Genomic DNA, 17,202 nt, shown 5'->3' on the forward strand with positions numbered 1-17,202 from the left:
GACGGGCGGCCTCCGCGCAGGTCACGGCCACCGAGCCCGGCACAGGCCCGGCCACCGAGCCCGGCACCGGCCCGGCAAGCGAACCGGCGCCGGGCCGGTGCCGGATCGGCTCAGCGGTACTCGTCGTCGTCGAGATCGACCTCGCGGTCCTGGTCGGACGCGTCCGCCGGATCCACGTCCAGCGGCAGCTCGCGGCGCAGCCGTCCCGTGCTCTGGAGCACCTCGCGGTGCTGCTCGGCGGCGTCGGCCTCCGGCGTCTCGATCGACCGTTCCCCCTCCTCGTCGGTGTAGGGGCCTTCGTCCCCGCGTACGTCCATCTCCGACATGTTCGAGTCCCCCTCTCGGTACGGACGGAACCAGCCTACGCCCGGCCGAAAAGGTCGCCGCGCTTCTCCACTCTGGCCAGGGCGTCGGGCGCGGTGAACACCAGGTCGTCGGGGTGTTCACAGCTCTCGACCTCCTTCCACGTCAGCGGGGTCGAGACCGTCGGCTGCTCCCTGGCCCGCAGGGAGTACGGGGCGACGGTGGTCTTGGCGGGGTTGTTCTGGCTCCAGTCGATGAACACCTTGCCAGGTCGCAGCTTCTTCGTCATCACGCTGACGATCTGGCCGGGATGCTCCTTCTCCAGGCGCTGGGCGAGCCTCTTGGCGTACGCGGACGGCTCCTCGCGGCAGTCCCAGTCGGCGTACAGCTGCATGCCCTTGCTCCCGCTGGTCTTCGGCAGGGCCTTCAGGCCCTCCTCCTTCAGCACCTCGCGCAGCATGACCGCCACCCGGGTGCACTCGACGATCGTCGCGGGCGCTCCCGGGTCGAGGTCGAACACGAGCGTGTCGGGCGGCAGCGCCCGGCCGTCCTCGTCCACGCGCCACTGCGGCACGTGCAGCTCCAGGGCGGCCAGGTTGGCGTAGTAGACGAGCGTGGGCAGGTCGTCCACGACGGCGAAGTCGATGGTCTCGCGGTTCTTGGTGCTGCCGGGGGCGGGCAGGTTCACCCGCCTGACCCAGCCGGGGGTGTGCTCGGGGGCGTTCTTCTCGAAGAAGAACTGGCCGGTGACGCCGTTCGGGTAACGCTTGACGGTCAGGGGGCGGCCCCGCAGGTGAGGCAGCAGTACGGGCGCGATGCGGCTGTAGTAGTCGATGACCTCGGCCTTGGTGAAGCCGTAGTCGGGGTAGAGGACCTTGTCCAGGTTGCTCAGGGTCAGCTCGCGCCCGTCCACCTTGACCGGCACCTTCATAGCGTCACCTCCGCGGGGAGCTTGTCGGGACGCAGGCCGCGCCACACCGGGTGCCGTAGCCGTTGCTCGTCGGTCCACATCGTGTAGGCCACCTCCCCGACCAGATCCGGCCTAACCCACCGATTCCTCCACGGAACCTCATTCGTGAACGGGCTGCGCGAGATCTCCAGCGGCAGCAGCACCCGGTACAGCTCGTCCAGCACCGCGTCGGTGAACCCGGTGCCGACGTGCCCGACGTACGTCAGCCCAGCGTCCGTGAACACCCCCATGAGCAGCGATCCGACCCCGCCGGCTCGCCGCCCCTTGCCGGGTTTCCAGCCGCCGATCACGACCTCGCGCGTGGCCAGGTTCTTGACCTTGATCCACCAGGGGGACCGGACGCCCGAGCGGTAGGGGGAGTCGAGGCGCTTGGCGATGACGCCTTCGAGGCCCTGCTCGTACGTGGCCGAGAGCAGGTCGGACTCGCCGGGGAAGTACGGCGGCGCGCCGATGTCCAGCTCGTCCAGCAGCGCCCTCCGGTCGCGGTACGACAGGTCGAACAGCGGCAGGCCGTCGAGATAGAGCAGGTCGAACGGCATGTACGTGATCGGGTACAGCTCCAGCATGATCGGCTCGGGGTCGGTCAGGTGCATGCGGTGCTGGAGCCGTTCGAAGCTGGGCCGGCCGTGCTGGTCGAGCGCCACGACCTCGCCGTCGATGATCGCGTTCTTCAGCCCGAACCCGGAAATTTCCGGATATCTCCGCGTGTATTCGACTCCATGCCTCCCCGTCACCCGCATCCCGCCGTCAAGATGGACGAGGGCGCGGATCCCGTCCCACTTGACCTCGAGGCCGTACTGATCGCGATCGAAGGGTAGTTCCCCAGGTACGGCCAGCATCGGTTCGATTGGGTATGGCATTGGTTGCCCCATGACGGGTATGTGCCCATTGCCGGGCCGGTTGAGAGCTGAGGGGTGCCCCATGCGCAGCATCTGGAAGGGTGCGATCTCTTTCGGGCTGGTCACGATCCCGGTCAAGCTCTACTCCGCGACCGAGCAGAAGGACGTGACCTTCCACCAGGTCCACCGCGAGGACGGTGGCCGGATCCGCTACAAGCGGGTGTGCACCCAGGACGGCGAAGAGGTGCCCTACGCCGACATCGCCAAGGGGTACGAACTGGCCTCGGGCGAGATGGTCATCCTCACGGACGAGGACTTCGAGGACCTGCCGCTGAGCACTTCCCGCCGGATCGACGTGCTGCAGTTCACGCCGGCCGAGCAGATCGACCCCATTTACTTCGCCAAGTCGTACTATCTGGAGCCCGACGCGCAGGGGGCCAAGCCGTACGTGCTGCTGCGCAACGCGCTGGAGAGCTCCGGGCAGGTCGCGGTGGTCAAGGTGGCGCTGCGGCAGCGCGAGTCGCTGGCCACGCTGCGGGTCAGGGACGGGGTGTTCGTCCTGGAGACGATGCTCTGGCCGGACGAGATCCGCACGCCCGACTTCGGGTTCCTGGAGGAGGACATCGAGGTCCGCGCCCAGGAGCTCAAGATGGCCGAGTCCCTGATCACCACCATGGAGTCCGACTTCGACCCGGCCGAGTACCACGACACCTACCGCGAGGCGTTGCAGCAGGTGATCGAGGCGAAGGTGGCGGGCAAGGAGGTCATCCCGGCCCGCGAGGAGGAGGAGGCCGGGCCCGCGGTGGACCTCATGGCGGCCCTGCGGGCGAGCGTCGAGGCGGCCAAGCGGGAACGCGGTGGCGAGGCGGCCAAGCCGAAGAAGGCGGCGGGCAAGTCGGCGAAGGACGCCAAGGAAGCCGCCAAGGACGACAAGGACGAAGAGAAGGCCGCGCCCAAGCGCAAGACCCGCAAGTCCGCCTGAACCCCGCGTTGCCCGCAGTCTCGCGTCGCCCGCAGCCCCGCGTTGGCCTCTCGCCAGCCCTGGCGGGCGTCGGCCTCGGCGTGCGCCAAGCCCGGCGTGCGCGCGTCGGCCCCGGCCTCGCGTTGGCCTCAGCCCTGTGTTGGCCTTCGGCTTGCATGGGCTGTTCAGGCCCACAGGTACAGGGCGCGGACAGCGCGTACGACGGGCACCAGCCAGTCGAAGAACCCCTCCAGCCAAGGGTCCGCCTCCATGCCGGTCGCCGGTGACAGGCGAAGGGCGCGCCTGTACGGGCCCGGCACCGTACGGCTGAACTCGCGTGCCGAGTGCTCCAGCAGCGCCAGGTGCCTCGCCACGGCCTCCTCATCAGCCCGCTGACCGGGAACGGCCGGTCGTCGGCGGGCGTGGCCGGGGGTGGGCGGGCGGTTGGCGCCGATGACGGCCACGCGGTGGGACGGGTGGGCGCCGTCCGCGTCCGTGTCGAGGAGCAGCAGGGCGCGCAGCCGGGCGTCGGCGTCCCGCCAGCGGCGCAGGGCCGTGTCGTGGCCGATCTCCTCCGGAGGGTCGGTGCGGAGGGTGCGGCCGAGGGCGTGGGACAGGTGGGCGTGCACGCGGATCAGGCCGTCCAGCTCGGCGGGGTCGGTGAGATCGCGTACCGCCGCAGGCACCCAGTCCGTCCCCATGGTCGGTCATCGTAGCCAGGCCTCGCGGGGCCGCCCGACCCGACGGAGTGGGACATATACGGATAAGTGGTGTTTTTTCATTGGATAAATCTTTAAGACAAGCAATAAGATTGTTAATGCAGAGCAAAAAGGAGTCGTGGCTGTTTGCCCGGGCATCCGCCGGAAATGACACATCATGGATGGCTCTTCGGAAGACATCCAAGAGAGCTGTTTTCGGGTAAATCCGGAAACGCCGAGAACGGGGCAATCGATCCTTTAGGGGGAAAACGCAATGCCCAAGCTCAAAAGTGTTATCGCCGGCCTCGCCGTCAGCACGGCACTGGCCGGTGGCGTGGTGAGTGCGGGTGCCGCCACCACCGCGGCCAGCGCCGACGCCGCCACCCAGGTCAGCACCGGTGCCTCCGTCCTTGCCGGGAACCACTGCGGTTGGGGCTGGCGCCGCTGCGGGTGGGGCTGGGGCCACCGGCGTCACCACCACCACCGCATGAGGGTGAAGATCAAGGTGCACAACCACAACTACAACCGCAACCCAGAACACCGCCACCACGAGCCGCGGACCGAGCGCCGCGTTGACGACAACGCGACGGACTGACGCGACCGGGCGTTAATGGCGCAGGATTTTCTCCTCGTCTCATGGCGCTTTCCGCGAGGGCTCTCCGGTATCGACCGGGGAGCCCTCGTTACGTCGTTGCCGGCTTTATTGCCGGCGGGTTTGTGGCGGGCAAAGCACGGCAAACAGGCGGAGCTGGGGCGTGTCAGCGTGCCGGCCGTGCTGGGCGTGCTGGGCGTGCCGGGCGTGCCGGCGTGCTCACCTGGGAGCCGCCCGTCCGCGATCTGCGGCGCGCGGTGCGCAGGTACGGCAGGGCGGCGCCCCGTGCGGCGTGCGCATGCGGCTCGCGGTGCGCGGTTTGAGGTGTGGGGTGCGCGGCGGTCCTGCGCGGTTCGGCGGTATGCGGCCTGCGCTGGCGGTACGCGGCCTGCGGTGCGCGGTGCATGGCGTGCGGTGCGCGGTGCATGGCGTGCGGTGCGCGGTGCATGGCGTCCTCGCGCGGTTCGCGATGCGCGCCTTGTGCTGCCCGGTGCCCGACGGGTGCGCGTGCGGTGCGCGGCTTGCGCGTGCGGTGCGCGATATGCGGTACGCGGTGCGACCGGCCGCATGGTGATACCCCGAGGCCATCGGCACCCGCTGCCGTGGAAGGGCAGGCCGCGGGAAAGCGCTCGTCATGGGGGGCACGCGTTGCGAGGGCGCCGCGCTGCGAGGGCGCGCACGGATGCCCGCTACGGGTTCGCCCCGTGGGAGCGCGCACTGTGTGGTGCACTCCCACGGCCGCGCACCCCGCAGCAACCCCCACAGCACCCCCACCCCGAACACGCGAAGTGCCCGCGTCCCCCAGGTTCCACATCCGTCCTCACGGAGAGGACGGACGCCGGTCCCCGGCGAAACGCGGGCACTCGCCTACGTACGGCCCGAGCTCATCGCCCAACGGCGGGGCTCGTCAGCCAAGGGTTCTACCACCGACCACGGTGATGGTGACCGTTGTTGTTGTAGTTCCTGTTGACGATGACGACCCTGATGCGGCCATGGCCGTGGTGGCGGTGGCCCCACCTCTTCCAGCGGTTCCACCCCCAGCCCCAGCCTCCGCAGCGGCGCCAGCCCCATCCGCAGTGGTTGCCCGCGAGGACGGAGCCGCCGGTGCTGACCTGAGTGGCGGCGTCGGCGCTGGCCGCGGTGGTGGCGGCACCCGCGCTCACCACGCCACCGGTCAGCGCGGTGCTGATGGCGAGGCCTGCGATAACACTCTTGAGCTTGGGCATTGCGTTTTCCCCCTAAAGGATTCGATTGCCCCGTTACGGATGACGACTAGCAAGTCACCCGCACTGTGCATATTTCCCACCTAAAGGGCGACAAACCGGAATTGTCCGTTTTTGCCCATCGCAAGGCCCGCGCATAAAGCAAGCCTCGCCGAAACCGCCGGCAGACGCCGAAATCCCGGCCCGAAACCGGACCGGGACGCGACGCAGCGAGGGCCCCCCGGCTGATGCCGGGAGAGCCCTCACCAAGGTTGCCGTGGAGACGAGGAGAAATGAACCTCAGGCCCAGCCGCGACGGTAAATCAGGCCGCCCCCGAGAACTCCTTGCGCCATTGACGCACGGTCATTTACCAGCGCTCACCGTTGTTGTGGTTGTCGTGGTGGTGGCGGGCGCCGTTGTCGTTGTGGTTGTGGTTGCGGATGACGATGCAGACCTGGCCACGGTGGTGGCGCCGGCCGCCCCAGCCCCAGCCCCAGCCGCCGCCACCGTGGTGGCCCCTGCCGCAGCGGTGGTTGTGGTGGCGGTGGTGGTGGTGGTGACGGCGCCCCCAGCCCCAGCCGTCGTCCGTGCGAAGGGACGTGCCGGTGCTGAACTGGGTGGTCGCGCTGGCCGCGGTCGTCGCCGCGCCCGCGCCCACCATGCCGCCCGTCAGCGCCGTGCTGATGGCGAGGCCTGCGATAACACTCTTGAGCTTGGGCATTGTGTTTCCCCCTAAAGGATCGATTGCCCCGTTCTCGGCGTTTCCGAATTGCCAGGAAACAGATCTTGGACGGCTGCTGAAGGCTCATCCACCGAAAGTCATTTCCGGGGCGGTGCGCGGGCAAACAGATACGACTCCATTTTGCTCTGCATTAACAATCTTATTGCTCGCATTAAACATTTATCAAATGAAATGAGAGGATATGTCCGATTGTGTCGCATATGGAGTAGCGAGTGCGCGTGGCAACGAGCAGTTCGCCGGCCGTATCCAGGTGCTACCGGCGGTGGTGATGAGGTGGTGATGTGTTCGCGCATGCGGCGGCGCGGTGCTCCGGCGCGGAATTCGCGGGCGAAAAGGAAATCGCCGGAATTCTCGCCGTCATTGCCGTGGCCTTCGGGCAACAAAAGGACCCGTGCAGGCCTGCCGCATTATCGGTGACGAATCGCCGGCCCGCCGTCATGGCGAGTGAAGCGAGTCACGCTGAGTGCCGTATTGATTTCCCAGAGTGATGACGATAAACGATCAAGTGTGGCATTTGCCCCATTCTTGGGGTGTCGTAGCCCGAACCCGGGTGCTACCGCCTGCCGATCTTCTTCAGGAAGTGCCCATGGGCGAACCCCGCGCGCCCGATCTCCGTCCCGTGGATCCGCCGCCAGTCCCCGGACTTCCCGCAGCTTCCCCACGTACGATCTCCCGGATACAGCTTGTCCACGACCCGCCCCCGCGGCTCCGTCCGGATGTTGAGCCGGGTCTTCACCCGTACGACCCGATACAGGCACCCGGGGCGGTCCTCGGCGCTCGCCCGCGCGGGGGTGCTCACGACCGCGAGCCCGCACGCGGCGAGCACCGCGGCCACGAGGCCGGCGACGATACGGGACGTGAGCATGGCGGTACCCCCTGTGCACGTTTGGGACGTATGTGCGCTACTGCCAGAAACTTCCGGTAAATAACCCCCTGTACCGAATCCAGACCCCATCAGGGGGCGATGGTTATCGTTGATGGAACGGGAAGAGGCGTTCGGAGAGCGACAAGGAGGAGCCGAGATGACCGCGGAGCCGATCCCGCACTGGCCGGGACGCATGATCGGCTCGGTGCACGTTCGGTCCACCCCGGACGGCCCAGCCGAGCAGGCGGTGTTCGTGCACGGGCTGGCAGGTGCCGCCACCAACTGGACCGACCTCATGGGCGAGCTCAAGGACGTCGTCACCGGCCACGCCATCGATTTGCCCGGCGCCGGGTTCTCGCCCGCGCCCGCCGACGGCGACTACACGGTCGACGGCCACGCCAGGGCCGTGATCGGGCTGCTGGAGCACACGGGCCCGGCCCACCTGTTCGGCAACTCGCTCGGCGGCGCCGTCGCCGTCAAGGTCGCCGCCACCCGGCCGGAGCTCGTCCGCTCGCTCACGCTCATCTCGCCGGCCCTGCCCGACCTGCTGCCCAGGTACGGCCCGCTCCGCGTGGCCGCGGCGGCGATCCCCCTGCTGGGCGAGTGGGTGGCGTCCAGGCTGACCCTGGTTCCCGCGGAGCAGCGCATCACCGCCTCCATGGCCGTGGTCTGGGCCAACATGGACGCCGTGCACCCGCTGCGCCTGCGCGAGGCCATCGAGGAGCAGCGCAGGCGCGACGACCTCCCGTACGCCGGCAAGGCCATGGTCGGCTCGGCCCGCGGCATCGTGGCCGAGTACTTCCGCCGCAAGCACACGCTCTGGGAGCAGGCCTCGAAGGTCATGGCCCGCACCCTGATCATCCACGGACGCCACGACCGCCTGGTCCGCCCGGCCATGGCCAGGAAGGCGTACCGTACGTTCCGGCAGGTCAGGCTCGTCCTGCTGCCGACAGCGGGGCACGTGGCGATGATGGAGATGCCGCAGGTCGTGGCGGCGGAAGCACGCCGTCTGATCGGTGAGACTCGATTGGGGAATGCCCCACTGCCCAGCTAGGTTTCACTGTGAGATAAGACCCCCTGAAACGGGAGCGTAGAAAAGTGTCGTTGCCACCGCTGGTCGAGCCGGCCGATGAGCTGACCGTCGACGAAGTGCGCCGCTACTCACGCCACCTCATCATTCCCGACGTGGGCATGGCGGGGCAGAAGCGGCTGAAGAACGCCAAGGTGCTGTGTGTGGGCGCCGGGGGCCTGGGCTCACCCGCGCTGCTGTACCTCGCGGCGGCGGGCGTCGGCACTCTCGGCATCATCGATTTCGACGTGGTCGATGAGTCCAACCTGCAGCGCCAGGTCATCCACGGCCAGTCCGACGTGGGCAGGCTGAAGGCCGAGAGCGCCGCGGCGTCGGTCCGCGAGATCAACCCGCTGATCGACGTCGTGATCCACAACATGGCGCTGACCACCGAGAACGTCATGGAGATCTTCTCCGGCTACGACCTCATCGTCGACGGCACCGACAACTTCGCCACGCGTTACATGGTGAACGACGCGGCCGTGCTGCTCGGCAAGCCGTACGTCTGGGGCTCGATCTACCGCTTCGACGGCCAGGCGAGCGTCTTCTGGGCCGAGCACGGCCCCTGCTACCGCTGCCTCTACCCGGAGCCCCCGCCTCCCGGCATGGTGCCGTCGTGCGCCGAGGGGGGCGTGCTGGGCGTGCTGTGCGCCTCGATCGGCTCGATCCAGGTGAACGAGGCCATCAAGCTGCTCACCGGCATCGGCGACCCGCTGGTCGGCCGCCTGATGATCTACGACGCCCTGGAGATGAAGTACCGCGACGTCAAGGTCCGCAAGGACCCCGAGTGCGTGCTGTGCGGCAAGAACCCGACGGTCACCGAGCTGCTCGAGGACTACGAGGCGTTCTGCGGCGCGATCTCCGACGAGGCCGCCGAGGCTGCCAGCGGCTCCACGATCACCGCGCTCGAGCTCAAGGGCATGATGGACCGCGGCGAGAACATCTACGTCGTCGACGTCCGTGAGATCAACGAGTACGAGATCGTCTCGATCCCCGGCGCCACGCTGATCCCGAAGGGCGAGTTCCTCAACGGCTCCGCCCTGGAGAAGCTGCCGCAGGACAAGAAGATCGTGCTGCACTGCAAGTCCGGCGCCCGCTCCGCCGAGGCGCTCGCGGTCGTCAAGAACGCCGGCTTCTCCGACGCCGTCCACGTCGGCGGCGGCGTGCTGAGCTGGGTCAAGACCGTCGACCCGAGCCTGCCCAGCTATTAAGGGGTTTGCGCCGGGGCGTCCCGGTTAAGGTCGATGCCGTGAATTCCGCCCGCCCGTGGCCGACACTCGTGGTGGCCTCCGCGCTGACGCTGATCTGCGCGGTGGCCGCCGGGGTGGCGGGCAGCGCGGCGGGCACGGAGCTGACCCGCGGGCCCACGGCGGCCGAGCTCCGGGCCGCGGCCGAGCGGGAGGTCGCCGGCCGCTGGCGCACCTGGCCCACCGGCCGTATCTTCCCCGCCACATTGCCGTACTCCGCCGAGCAGGGCGGCCGGGAACGTGCCAGCAGGATCGGCATCTCGCCGCACACCTCCTGCGGCGACTCCGTGGACACCAAGGCCGTCAAGGCCCTGCGCAGGGCCGGCTGCCAGGGCGTGCTGCGGGCCACCTACATCGACGCCCTGCGTGGCGTGCTCGTCACCGTCGGCGTGGTCGCCCTGCGCGACGAGCTGGCCGCCGTACGCGCCAAGTCCGCTTTTCCCGGCACCGGCAAACCCGCCCCCGGCCTGCGGCCGCTGGCCTTCCGCGGCACGCTGTCCGACCGGTTCACCCCCGCCGTGCGCCAGTCCGGTTCCGTACGGCAGGCGGGCCCGTACCTCGTCCTGACCACGGCCGGCCAGGTGGACGGCAGGCCCGCGAAGTCGGCGGGCGAGCAGCGGCCGGCCATCTTCGCCTTCGCCACCGAGCTGGCCGAGCGCGTGCTGACCGAGCTGAGCACGCCCAGCATCCCCGACTGCGGCTCCCAGGAGTGGCGGTGCTGAACGCGGGCAGGCGTCTGATGGCGGTCGCGGTGACCGGGGTGCTGCTGTTCACGGCGCCTCCAGCGCGGGCCGACGACGTACGCGGCGGGCAGGAGGCGGTGATCGAGACGCTGGCGCTGACGCAGGCCTGGCGGACCAGCACGGGCGCCGGCGTGACGGTGGCCGTGCTCGACTCCGGCGTCGATCCCGGCCATCGGGACCTGGCGGGCTCGGTACGCGAGGGCAGGGATTTCACCGAGGGAGCGAACCCGCCTGGCACGCCTCCCAGCAGGTTGCACGGCACGTACATGGCCTCGCTGATCGCCGGCCACGGCCACGGGCCCGGGAGAAAAAGGGGGATCATCGGCGTCGCGCCCGATGCGGACGTACTGTCTGTAAGGGTCATCCTCGAGGACGAGGAGCCGGGTTTCCGGGAGTTCAACTCGGCGGAGCGCTTCGAGAACGTGGTGGCCCGGGGCATCCGCTACGCGGTGGACGAGGGGGCGGACGTGATCAACATGTCGATCTCCAAAGAGCTGGCGACCAGGGAGGAGCGGGCGGCCATCCGCTACGCCATCTCCAAGGGCGTCGTGCTCGTCGCCGCCGCGGGCAACGACGGGGACCGGCAGGTCGAGGGCGACTTCGCGCCGTACTCCTACCCGGCCGCGTTCCCCGGGGTGGTCTCCGTCGGGGCGACCGACCGGCGGCTGCGGCGGGCCTCGTTCTCCAACTGGAACTCCTCGGTGCTGGTGGCCGCCCCCGGCGTGGACATCATGGGCGCGGGCCCCGGTGACGAGTACTGGGTCGGCAGGGGCACCTCGCAGGCGACCGCGCTGGTGTCGGGGGTCGCCGCCCTGGTCAAGGCGAGGCATCCGGATCTGTCGCCGCCGCTCGTGGCGCGGGCCCTGGCCGCCGGCGCCACCGACCGGCCGCCCGGCGGCTACGACACCGCGACCGGCTTCGGAGTCGTGAACGCCGCCAGGGCGCTGACCGAGGCGTCCCGGCTGGCCGGTCACGAGGAGACCGCCACCGGCGCCCAGGCCCAGGATCCGTCCCGCCCGGTGGCGGGCGGGACGCCCGGCCCGGTGCAGGTCGTCGTCAGGGACGAGCGGCGGGTCACGGTGTACGCGGCGATCGCCGCCGGTGCCGCCGTCGGCGCGCTCGCGGCCCTGTCGGTCATATTCATCCTGGTCAGACGCGTACGGCGGGCACACATCTCACAAGAGGCATGATCCTCCCCCTTAGGGGGACGAAATAGACAAGAAGTCGAATGCGGGAACGAGGCGGTGGTGAAGGCACGTAGGTCGACCTCAGGGCTACCGCGCGCCGGGGGAGAAGCCACGCAGGGACGGAGCAATCCGCTCGGCGCCTCCACCGGCCGCCGGTCACGCGTACGCTCGTGGCCGGCGGCGAACTCGCGCAGGCGCACGGCCGCCAGGGAACGCGCCGAGCTGCTCAGCCTGCGGCAGGGCATCCGGTACCGCCGCATCTTCGTGGCGCTGCTCGGCGTCATCATCGCCATCTCGGCCGTCGTCGTGCTGCTCGGCACCGTCGGCCTGTTCGCCGAGACCCGCTCCCGCCCGCTGACGGCCGACGAGCAGGACCAGTACAAGCAGGAGGAGATCGCCCGCCGCTGGCAGGCGTGGCCCGCCACGGGGGTATTCCCCGAGGAGGTCAAGTACCTCGGGCTGGACCGCGCCCAGCAGTACGCCAGACGGGTCGGCATCGCCCCCGAGAGCGACTGCGGCAAGGCCGCGGACGCCGCCGTGGCCGGGGTCCTGCAGAGCCACGGCTGCGTCACGATGTTGCGGGCCACCTACATGGACCAGACGGCCTCCTTCGTGTTCACGGTCGGCGTGGCCGTGCTGAAGGACGAGGCGTCGCGGATCTCGGCAGGCGAGGAGCTCACCCAGGACGACCGCGTGGGCGTGCTGCCCGTGGCCTTCCCCGGCACGGTGAGCGAACGCTTCGGCCCCGACCAGCGCCAGCGCACCGGCTGGGTGGGCGCGGGGCCGTACCTCGTGTTCTCGACGGGCGGTTACGCCGACGGGCGTACCAGGGCCGCGATCCCGCCGGAGGAGATCCTGCACAGCGAGCTGTGGCCGGCCGCCAAGTCCATCGGCAACCAGATCGCCTACTTCCTCGCGGACCCGCCCAAGGTGCCGCCCTGCACCCAGGGGAACGTGTGCTGACCGCCGTACGCGTGCTCGCGGCCGCGATACTCGCGTTCTCGGGGACCACCAGCGCCGACCCCGTCAGGGACCAGCAGCAATGGGTCCTCGACGCGCTCAACGTCGAGCAGGCCTGGTCCGTCACCAAGGGCGAGGGCGTCACCGTCGCCGTCGTCGACAGCGCCGTGGACACCGGGGTCAAGGAGCTCAAGGGCCGCGTGGACAGCGGGCCCGACATGACCTCGGGCACGGTCCAGCGCGAGCTGCCGCCCGGCAGGCACGGCACCGCCATGGCCGGGCTCATCGCCGCCTCCGGCGAGGACGAGGGCTTCATCGGCGTCGCGCCCGGCTCGCGCATCCTGTCGCTGCCCATGGTCATCGACGAGGAGCCCGGCTTCGCCGTCCCGCCGGTCGAAGGGGACGGGACGACGGCCGAGAGCCCGCTCGCCCGCGCGCTCCGGTACGCGGCCAACCACGGCGCGCAGGTCGTCAGCATGTCCATCGGCTCCTACGGGCCGCTGCGGTCGGAGCGCGAAGCCGTCTCGTACGCGCTGGGCAAGGGCGTGGTGCTCGTCGCCGCCGTGGGCAACGACGGCCAGACCCCGTACGCCAAGGAGAAGGGCACCTCCTACTGGAGCTTCCCCGCCGGCTACCCGGGCGTCATCGGCGTGGCGGCCACGGACAAGCAGGGCAGGCGGGCCACGTTCAGCAGCGACAACCTGTCCGTGCTGGTCTCCGCGCCCGGCGTCGAGGTGCCCGTGGTCAAGCGCGAGGGCGGCTACGAGCTGTCGGAGGGCACCAGCTCGGCCGCCGCGCTCGTCGCGGGCGTGGCCGCGCTGGTCAAGTCGCGCTACCCGAGCCTGCGGCCCGAGCAGGTCGCCCAGGCCCTGTCGGCCAGCGCCAGGGGACGGCCTGCCGCCGGGTACGACGACCAGACCGGCTTCGGGGTCGTGGACGCCGCCGCCGCGCTGAACGCCGCCGAGCGGCTGACCGGCGCCAAGCGCAGCGTCGTGCCCGGCATGGAGCACTTCGGGCAGGGCGAGGACTCGCCCGTGCCGACGCGGCCCGGGGCCGACCCGCTGCGGCTGTGGTTGTACGGGGGCGGGGTGCTGATCGCGCTGGTCGCCTTCTGCGGCGCGATCGTCGTGCTCAACCAGCGCAAGGAGGAGTGACCGCGGCCGATTCTCGTCGGAAGGGAAGATCCGCTATGGTCCCGCTCCATGGGATACGAGCTGCGGGTGGTGCGTGAGTCACCACTCGCCTTCGCGGAGCTCGCGAAGGCCATCGCGCCGGCCGGTTTCGAGCTGCGCGGATCCGAGGAGATCGTGATCGGCCACGCGGGCGGCCTGCACACCGTGGCGCGCTGGCAGGGCCAGCTCGTCGGCGAGCCGGGCTCCGACTGGCAGGTCGCCCAGCTCCTGCGCCTGTCCACCGCGCTCGGCGGCAGGCTGATGGGCGAGGACGGCGAGGAGTACACGCTCAACGAGGGCGTCATCGAGGTCTCGGCGGCCGGCGGCGTGGTCGAGATCGGCAAGTTCGAGGAGATCATCGACGCGGGTCCCGCCGCATGGAGCCCGTGAACCCGTTCGTCGAGCGGGTGCTCGACCTGGTCGAACGCATCCCGCCCGGCAAGGTCATGGCGTACGGCGACATCGCCGAATACCTCGGCGAGGGCGGCCCCCGCCAGGTCGGCAAGGTGATGAGCACGTGGGGAGGCGGCGTGCCGTGGTGGCGCGTCGTCCACGCGGACGGCACCGCCGCCGCCCCCGACCACCTGCAACGATGCCTGTCCCACTGGCGCGAGGAGGGCACCCCGCTGCGCGGCGAGCGGGTGGACATGCGCCTGGCCCGCTGGGACGGGCGTTCAGGCGATTTTCAGTAACCCACCTGACCTGCGGTTTCGCCGAACAGGCGATTCTGTGACATGTGACTCCCATTACCATGGGCAGAACACTGATGGCGGCCCGAAAGGCGGTGCCTCCCCTATGGCAACCGGCGTCACAGCCCAGAGCCAGGGCGGCGATTCGCTCGCCGACCGCCTGAAGGCTGTCCAGGATCTCTGCGATCGTGGCGAGCCCTTCGACGCGGTCATGCGAGCGGTCGGCCCCGGCGGTCGCGACGCGGCGTTCGACAACGAGGTGCTCAGCGGCCCGCTCGGGGCCCGCATCGACCTCGCGGTCAAGCGCGGCGCGGCGCGGCGGCGGGAAATGCTCGACCTCGTGCGTCCCTATCTCAAGGGCGTGGATCCCCGCGTCAAACGCGACCTGCCGGTCGCGCGCCGCGTCATCTGCCACCTGATCGAGCACCGTCCCGACGAGGAGCTCGTCGAGGGCGAGACCCTCACCAAGGTGGTCACCGCGGCGGCCGAGCCGTCCAAGCGCATCCGCAAGGGCCTGAGCTGGTACGCCGACCTGCCCTTCCGCGACGAGCTGCCGCCCGACCTCTACCGGCTGCGCCGCTCCGACCTGGTGCCCGTCACCCACATCGACGACATCGTGTGGGCCGACGGGAAGCTGCGCGTGAGCGGCTTCGCCTACCTGGCGGGCCTGTCGGTGCGCAGCCGCAGGTTCAACCGGGCGACGGTGGTGCTGCGCGGGCCGCGCTGGCTGCCGCCGATCCGCCTGCGCACCCGCCGCGTCCTGGCCCCCGAGGCCACGCACGGCGCGCGCGAGCCGGGCTGCAACTACGACTGGTCGGGCTTCACCGCCGAGCTGAGCCCGTGGCCGCTGCGCTGGCGCGGCGCCGTGCGCGGCGTGGTGTCCGGCGTGCGCCGCCGCATGCGGCACCGCCCCTCCGTGCCCGACGCCACGACGTGGCGGGCCGAGATCGTGTTCTGGAGCCGGGGCGCGCGGGCCACGGGCCTGCTGCGCGGCTCCTCGATCGGCCGTCCCGAGCGGCCCGCCGGGCTCAAGCTGAAGCCCGGCTGGTGGGTCAGGCCGGTCTGGACCTCCGACCGGGCGTTGCAGGTCGTGCTCCAGCCCAACAGGGCCGAGCTGACCGGCGTGACGCTCGACGGCGACCGGCTGGAGCTGAAGATCTTCCTGCCCGGCAGGCAGGTCACCAAGGGCCACGCCCGGCTGGGCGGCCACCGCATCGCGGCCGAGTTCACCCCGTCGGGCGACGGCACTCAGGTCGTGGTCGGCCTGGCGGTGCCCGCGCTGCTCCAGGAGAAGGACGGCAGGCGGCTCTGGGTCGAGCCCAAGGGCGACCCGGCGGCCTCCGTCATGCTGGCCGACCTGGTGGAGACCCGCACGCCGGTGGGCGACCGCGAGATCACCGTGCTCGGCGACCGCCGCGACCGCGTCGTCGTCTCCGCCCACCGCATCCGCCCCGTGATCACCTCGGCGGTCTGGGAGGGCCCGGCGCTGCTCCTGCGCGGCCACTACCCCGACGCCCCCGGCCCGCGCACGCTCACGCTGCGCCACCGGACGGGGCTGTCGTACCTGCTGCCGATGGAGCGCTCCGGCGAGGAGTTCTCCGTACGCGTGGAGCCCGCGTCCATGGACCGCTTCGGCGAGCCCGTGCCGCTGGCCTCCGGCACGTGGAACCTGTCGCTGCGGCACCCGTCCGGCGAGATCGTCCCGCTGCGCATGGACCACGCGGCGCTGGCCGGCCTCGACGAGGAGCCGCGCACGCTCGGCGGCCACGTCTTCCGCATGATCTCGACCCGTTTCGACGTGCCGGTGATCACCGTGGAGGAGAACAGGCCCGCCGAGGAGCGCGGCGTCGCCGGCACCCACGTCCTGCGCCGCGTCTTCTACCCGGCCCAGCGCACCGAGCCGCTGCGCGACTCGACCGTCTACGTCGTCAACGACGGCCGCCACTACTCCGACAGCGTCCGCGCCGTCTACGAGGAGCGGCTGCGCAGGGGCGACGACCGCGAGCACATCTGGATCGTCAAGGACGGCGCCTTCGTGCCGCCGGGCGGCGCCACCGTCGTGCGCGCGGGCAGCCGCGAGCACCACGAGGCGCTGGCCCGTTCCCGCCACATCGTCACCAACTCCTTCCTGCCCGCCTGGTTCCGGGCGCGCGAGGACCAGGTGGTGCTGCAGACGTGGCACGGCACCCCGGCCAAGCTCATCGGCAACGACCAGCCGCACATGCAGCGCGACCCCCGGCCGCCGATCTGGCACCGCCAGGCGGCCGAGGTGCGCGGCTGGGACCTGCTGCTGTCGCAGTCGCCCTGGGCGACGCCGGTGCTGCGCAAGGCGTTCGGCTACAAGGGCGAGATCCTGGAGAGCGGCCTGCCGCGCAACGACGTGCTCAACTCGCCCGACCGCGACGCGCTCGCGGCGGCGGTGCGCGAGCGGCTGGGGCTGGCCGAGGGCAAGCGCGTGGTGCTGTACGCGCCCACGTGGCGCGACTACGACCGCAAGAACGCCATGGTCAAGCTGGACCTCGCCAAGGCCCGCGAGGCGCTGGGCGCCGACCACGAGATCCTGGTACGCGCCCACCCGATGCAGGCCATGCCCGCCGTGCCCGACATCGCCCGCGATGTCACCACCTACCCTGACCTCGCCGACCTGCTGCTGGTGGCCGACGTCCTGGTGACCGACTACTCCTCGGTCATGTTCGACTTCGCCGCCACCGGCAAGCCGATCGTCCTGTACGGCTACGACCTGGCCAAGTACTCCTCGAAGCGAGGCCTCTACCTCGACCTGCCCGAGCAGGCGCCCGGGCCGTTGCTGTCGACCTCGGCCGAGGTGGTGGAGGCGCTGCGCTCGATCGACGAGGTGGCGGCGGCGCACGCGGACCGCTACGACGCCTTCCGCGCCACGTTCGCCCCCAGGGACGACGGCAAGGCCACGGCCCGCGTGGTGGACCGCCTCTTCTCCTGATCC

At 70.5% G+C, this 17,202-nt stretch carries 19 protein-coding genes; 12 read left to right on the forward strand and 7 right to left on the reverse strand.

Annotated features, from left to right (window positions below):
- Positions 1–110: 110 nt before the first annotated feature.
- The 3 genes from HD593_RS05080 to ligD (HD593_RS05090) are packed head-to-tail and all read right to left on the reverse strand — an operon-like array spanning position 111 to position 2,112.
- A complete protein-coding gene (locus HD593_RS05080) occupies positions 111–326 on the reverse strand; it encodes a hypothetical protein (protein WP_246546302.1) in 216 nt (71 codons plus the stop codon).
- Positions 327–361: 35 nt separating this feature from the next.
- A complete protein-coding gene (gene ligD, locus HD593_RS05085; protein ID WP_185100949.1) occupies positions 362–1,234 on the reverse strand; it encodes a non-homologous end-joining DNA ligase in 873 nt (290 codons plus the stop codon).
- A complete protein-coding gene (gene ligD, locus HD593_RS05090) occupies positions 1,231–2,112 on the reverse strand; it encodes a non-homologous end-joining DNA ligase (RefSeq protein ID WP_221524618.1) in 882 nt (293 codons plus the stop codon). The genes ligD (HD593_RS05085) and ligD (HD593_RS05090) overlap by 4 nt, the downstream gene beginning before the upstream one ends.
- An 82-nt stretch (positions 2,113–2,194) precedes the next feature.
- On the opposite strand from ligD (HD593_RS05090), the gene ku reads away from it, so the two are divergent.
- Positions 2,195–3,094, forward strand: coding sequence for a non-homologous end joining protein Ku (ku, locus tag HD593_RS05095; protein ID WP_185100951.1), 900 nt, complete (start codon positions 2,195–2,197; stop codon positions 3,092–3,094).
- A gap of 164 nt (positions 3,095–3,258) precedes the next feature.
- Here the strand turns inward: ku and HD593_RS05100 are convergent, their stop codons facing one another.
- Positions 3,259–3,774: a hypothetical protein gene (locus tag HD593_RS05100; RefSeq protein WP_185100952.1), complete on the reverse strand. Its 516-nt coding sequence runs from the start codon at positions 3,772–3,774 to the stop codon at positions 3,259–3,261.
- Between the two features lie 271 nt (positions 3,775–4,045).
- On the opposite strand from HD593_RS05100, the gene HD593_RS05105 reads away from it, so the two are divergent.
- Positions 4,046–4,366 carry a hypothetical protein gene (locus HD593_RS05105; RefSeq protein ID WP_185100953.1) on the forward strand — a complete coding sequence of 107 codons (321 nt, stop codon included), beginning with the start codon at positions 4,046–4,048 and terminating at the stop codon, positions 4,364–4,366.
- A gap of 917 nt (positions 4,367–5,283) precedes the next feature.
- Here the strand turns inward: HD593_RS05105 and HD593_RS05110 are convergent.
- Positions 5,284–5,589, reverse strand: coding sequence for a hypothetical protein (locus HD593_RS05110; RefSeq protein ID WP_185100954.1), 306 nt, complete (start codon positions 5,587–5,589; stop codon positions 5,284–5,286).
- A gap of 344 nt (positions 5,590–5,933) precedes the next feature.
- The gene (locus HD593_RS05115; RefSeq protein WP_185100955.1) at positions 5,934–6,287 is read right to left on the reverse strand and encodes a hypothetical protein; all 354 of its coding nucleotides are present in this window, start codon (positions 6,285–6,287) and stop codon (positions 5,934–5,936) included.
- 302 nt (positions 6,288–6,589) lie between these two features.
- Between HD593_RS05115 and HD593_RS05120 the strand changes: the two genes are divergently transcribed.
- Positions 6,590–6,796 carry a hypothetical protein gene (locus HD593_RS05120; protein ID WP_185100956.1) on the forward strand — a complete coding sequence of 69 codons (207 nt, stop codon included), beginning with the start codon at positions 6,590–6,592 and terminating at the stop codon, positions 6,794–6,796.
- 65 nt (positions 6,797–6,861) lie between these two features.
- Here HD593_RS05120 and HD593_RS05125 read toward each other — a convergent pair whose 3' ends face one another.
- A complete protein-coding gene (locus HD593_RS05125; protein WP_185100957.1) occupies positions 6,862–7,173 on the reverse strand; it encodes a hypothetical protein in 312 nt (103 codons plus the stop codon).
- Positions 7,174–7,330: 157 nt separating this feature from the next.
- Between HD593_RS05125 and HD593_RS05130 the strand changes: the two genes are divergently transcribed.
- The 9 genes from HD593_RS05130 to HD593_RS05170 all read left to right on the forward strand — a co-directional run bounded on the left by HD593_RS05130 (position 7,331) and on the right by HD593_RS05170 (position 17,199).
- Positions 7,331–8,227: an alpha/beta fold hydrolase gene (locus tag HD593_RS05130; protein WP_185100958.1), complete on the forward strand. Its 897-nt coding sequence runs from the start codon at positions 7,331–7,333 to the stop codon at positions 8,225–8,227.
- A gap of 44 nt (positions 8,228–8,271) precedes the next feature.
- Positions 8,272–9,453 (forward strand): adenylyltransferase/sulfurtransferase MoeZ, encoded by a 1,182-nt coding sequence (moeZ, locus tag HD593_RS05135; protein ID WP_185100959.1) that lies wholly within the window; start codon positions 8,272–8,274, stop codon positions 9,451–9,453.
- 38 nt (positions 9,454–9,491) lie between these two features.
- On the forward strand, positions 9,492–10,211 hold the full coding sequence (locus tag HD593_RS05140; RefSeq protein WP_312903361.1) for a hypothetical protein: 720 nt from the start codon (positions 9,492–9,494) through the stop codon (positions 10,209–10,211).
- Positions 10,205–11,422, forward strand: coding sequence for a type VII secretion-associated serine protease mycosin (gene mycP, locus HD593_RS05145; protein WP_312903362.1), 1,218 nt, complete (start codon positions 10,205–10,207; stop codon positions 11,420–11,422). The genes HD593_RS05140 and mycP overlap by 7 nt, the downstream gene beginning before the upstream one ends.
- Before the next feature lie 57 nt (positions 11,423–11,479).
- Positions 11,480–12,382: a hypothetical protein gene (locus HD593_RS05150; RefSeq protein ID WP_185100960.1), complete on the forward strand. Its 903-nt coding sequence runs from the start codon at positions 11,480–11,482 to the stop codon at positions 12,380–12,382.
- Positions 12,376–13,533 carry a S8 family serine peptidase gene (locus tag HD593_RS05155; protein WP_185100961.1) on the forward strand — a complete coding sequence of 386 codons (1,158 nt, stop codon included), beginning with the start codon at positions 12,376–12,378 and terminating at the stop codon, positions 13,531–13,533. Before HD593_RS05150 ends, HD593_RS05155 begins: the two co-directional genes overlap by 7 nt.
- Positions 13,534–13,581: 48 nt before the next feature.
- Positions 13,582–13,941 (forward strand): hypothetical protein, encoded by a 360-nt coding sequence (locus tag HD593_RS05160; protein ID WP_185100962.1) that lies wholly within the window; start codon positions 13,582–13,584, stop codon positions 13,939–13,941.
- Positions 13,929–14,243, forward strand: a complete 315-nt coding sequence (locus HD593_RS05165) for an MGMT family protein (protein WP_185100963.1) — start codon at positions 13,929–13,931, stop codon at positions 14,241–14,243. The genes HD593_RS05160 and HD593_RS05165 overlap by 13 nt, the downstream gene beginning before the upstream one ends.
- 103 nt (positions 14,244–14,346) lie before the next feature.
- Positions 14,347–17,199 carry a CDP-glycerol glycerophosphotransferase family protein gene (locus HD593_RS05170; RefSeq protein WP_246546308.1) on the forward strand — a complete coding sequence of 951 codons (2,853 nt, stop codon included), beginning with the start codon at positions 14,347–14,349 and terminating at the stop codon, positions 17,197–17,199.
- Positions 17,200–17,202 lie beyond the last annotated feature (3 nt).

This window comes from Nonomuraea rubra (assembly GCF_014207985.1).
Classification (GTDB): domain Bacteria; phylum Actinomycetota; class Actinomycetes; order Streptosporangiales; family Streptosporangiaceae; genus Nonomuraea; species Nonomuraea rubra.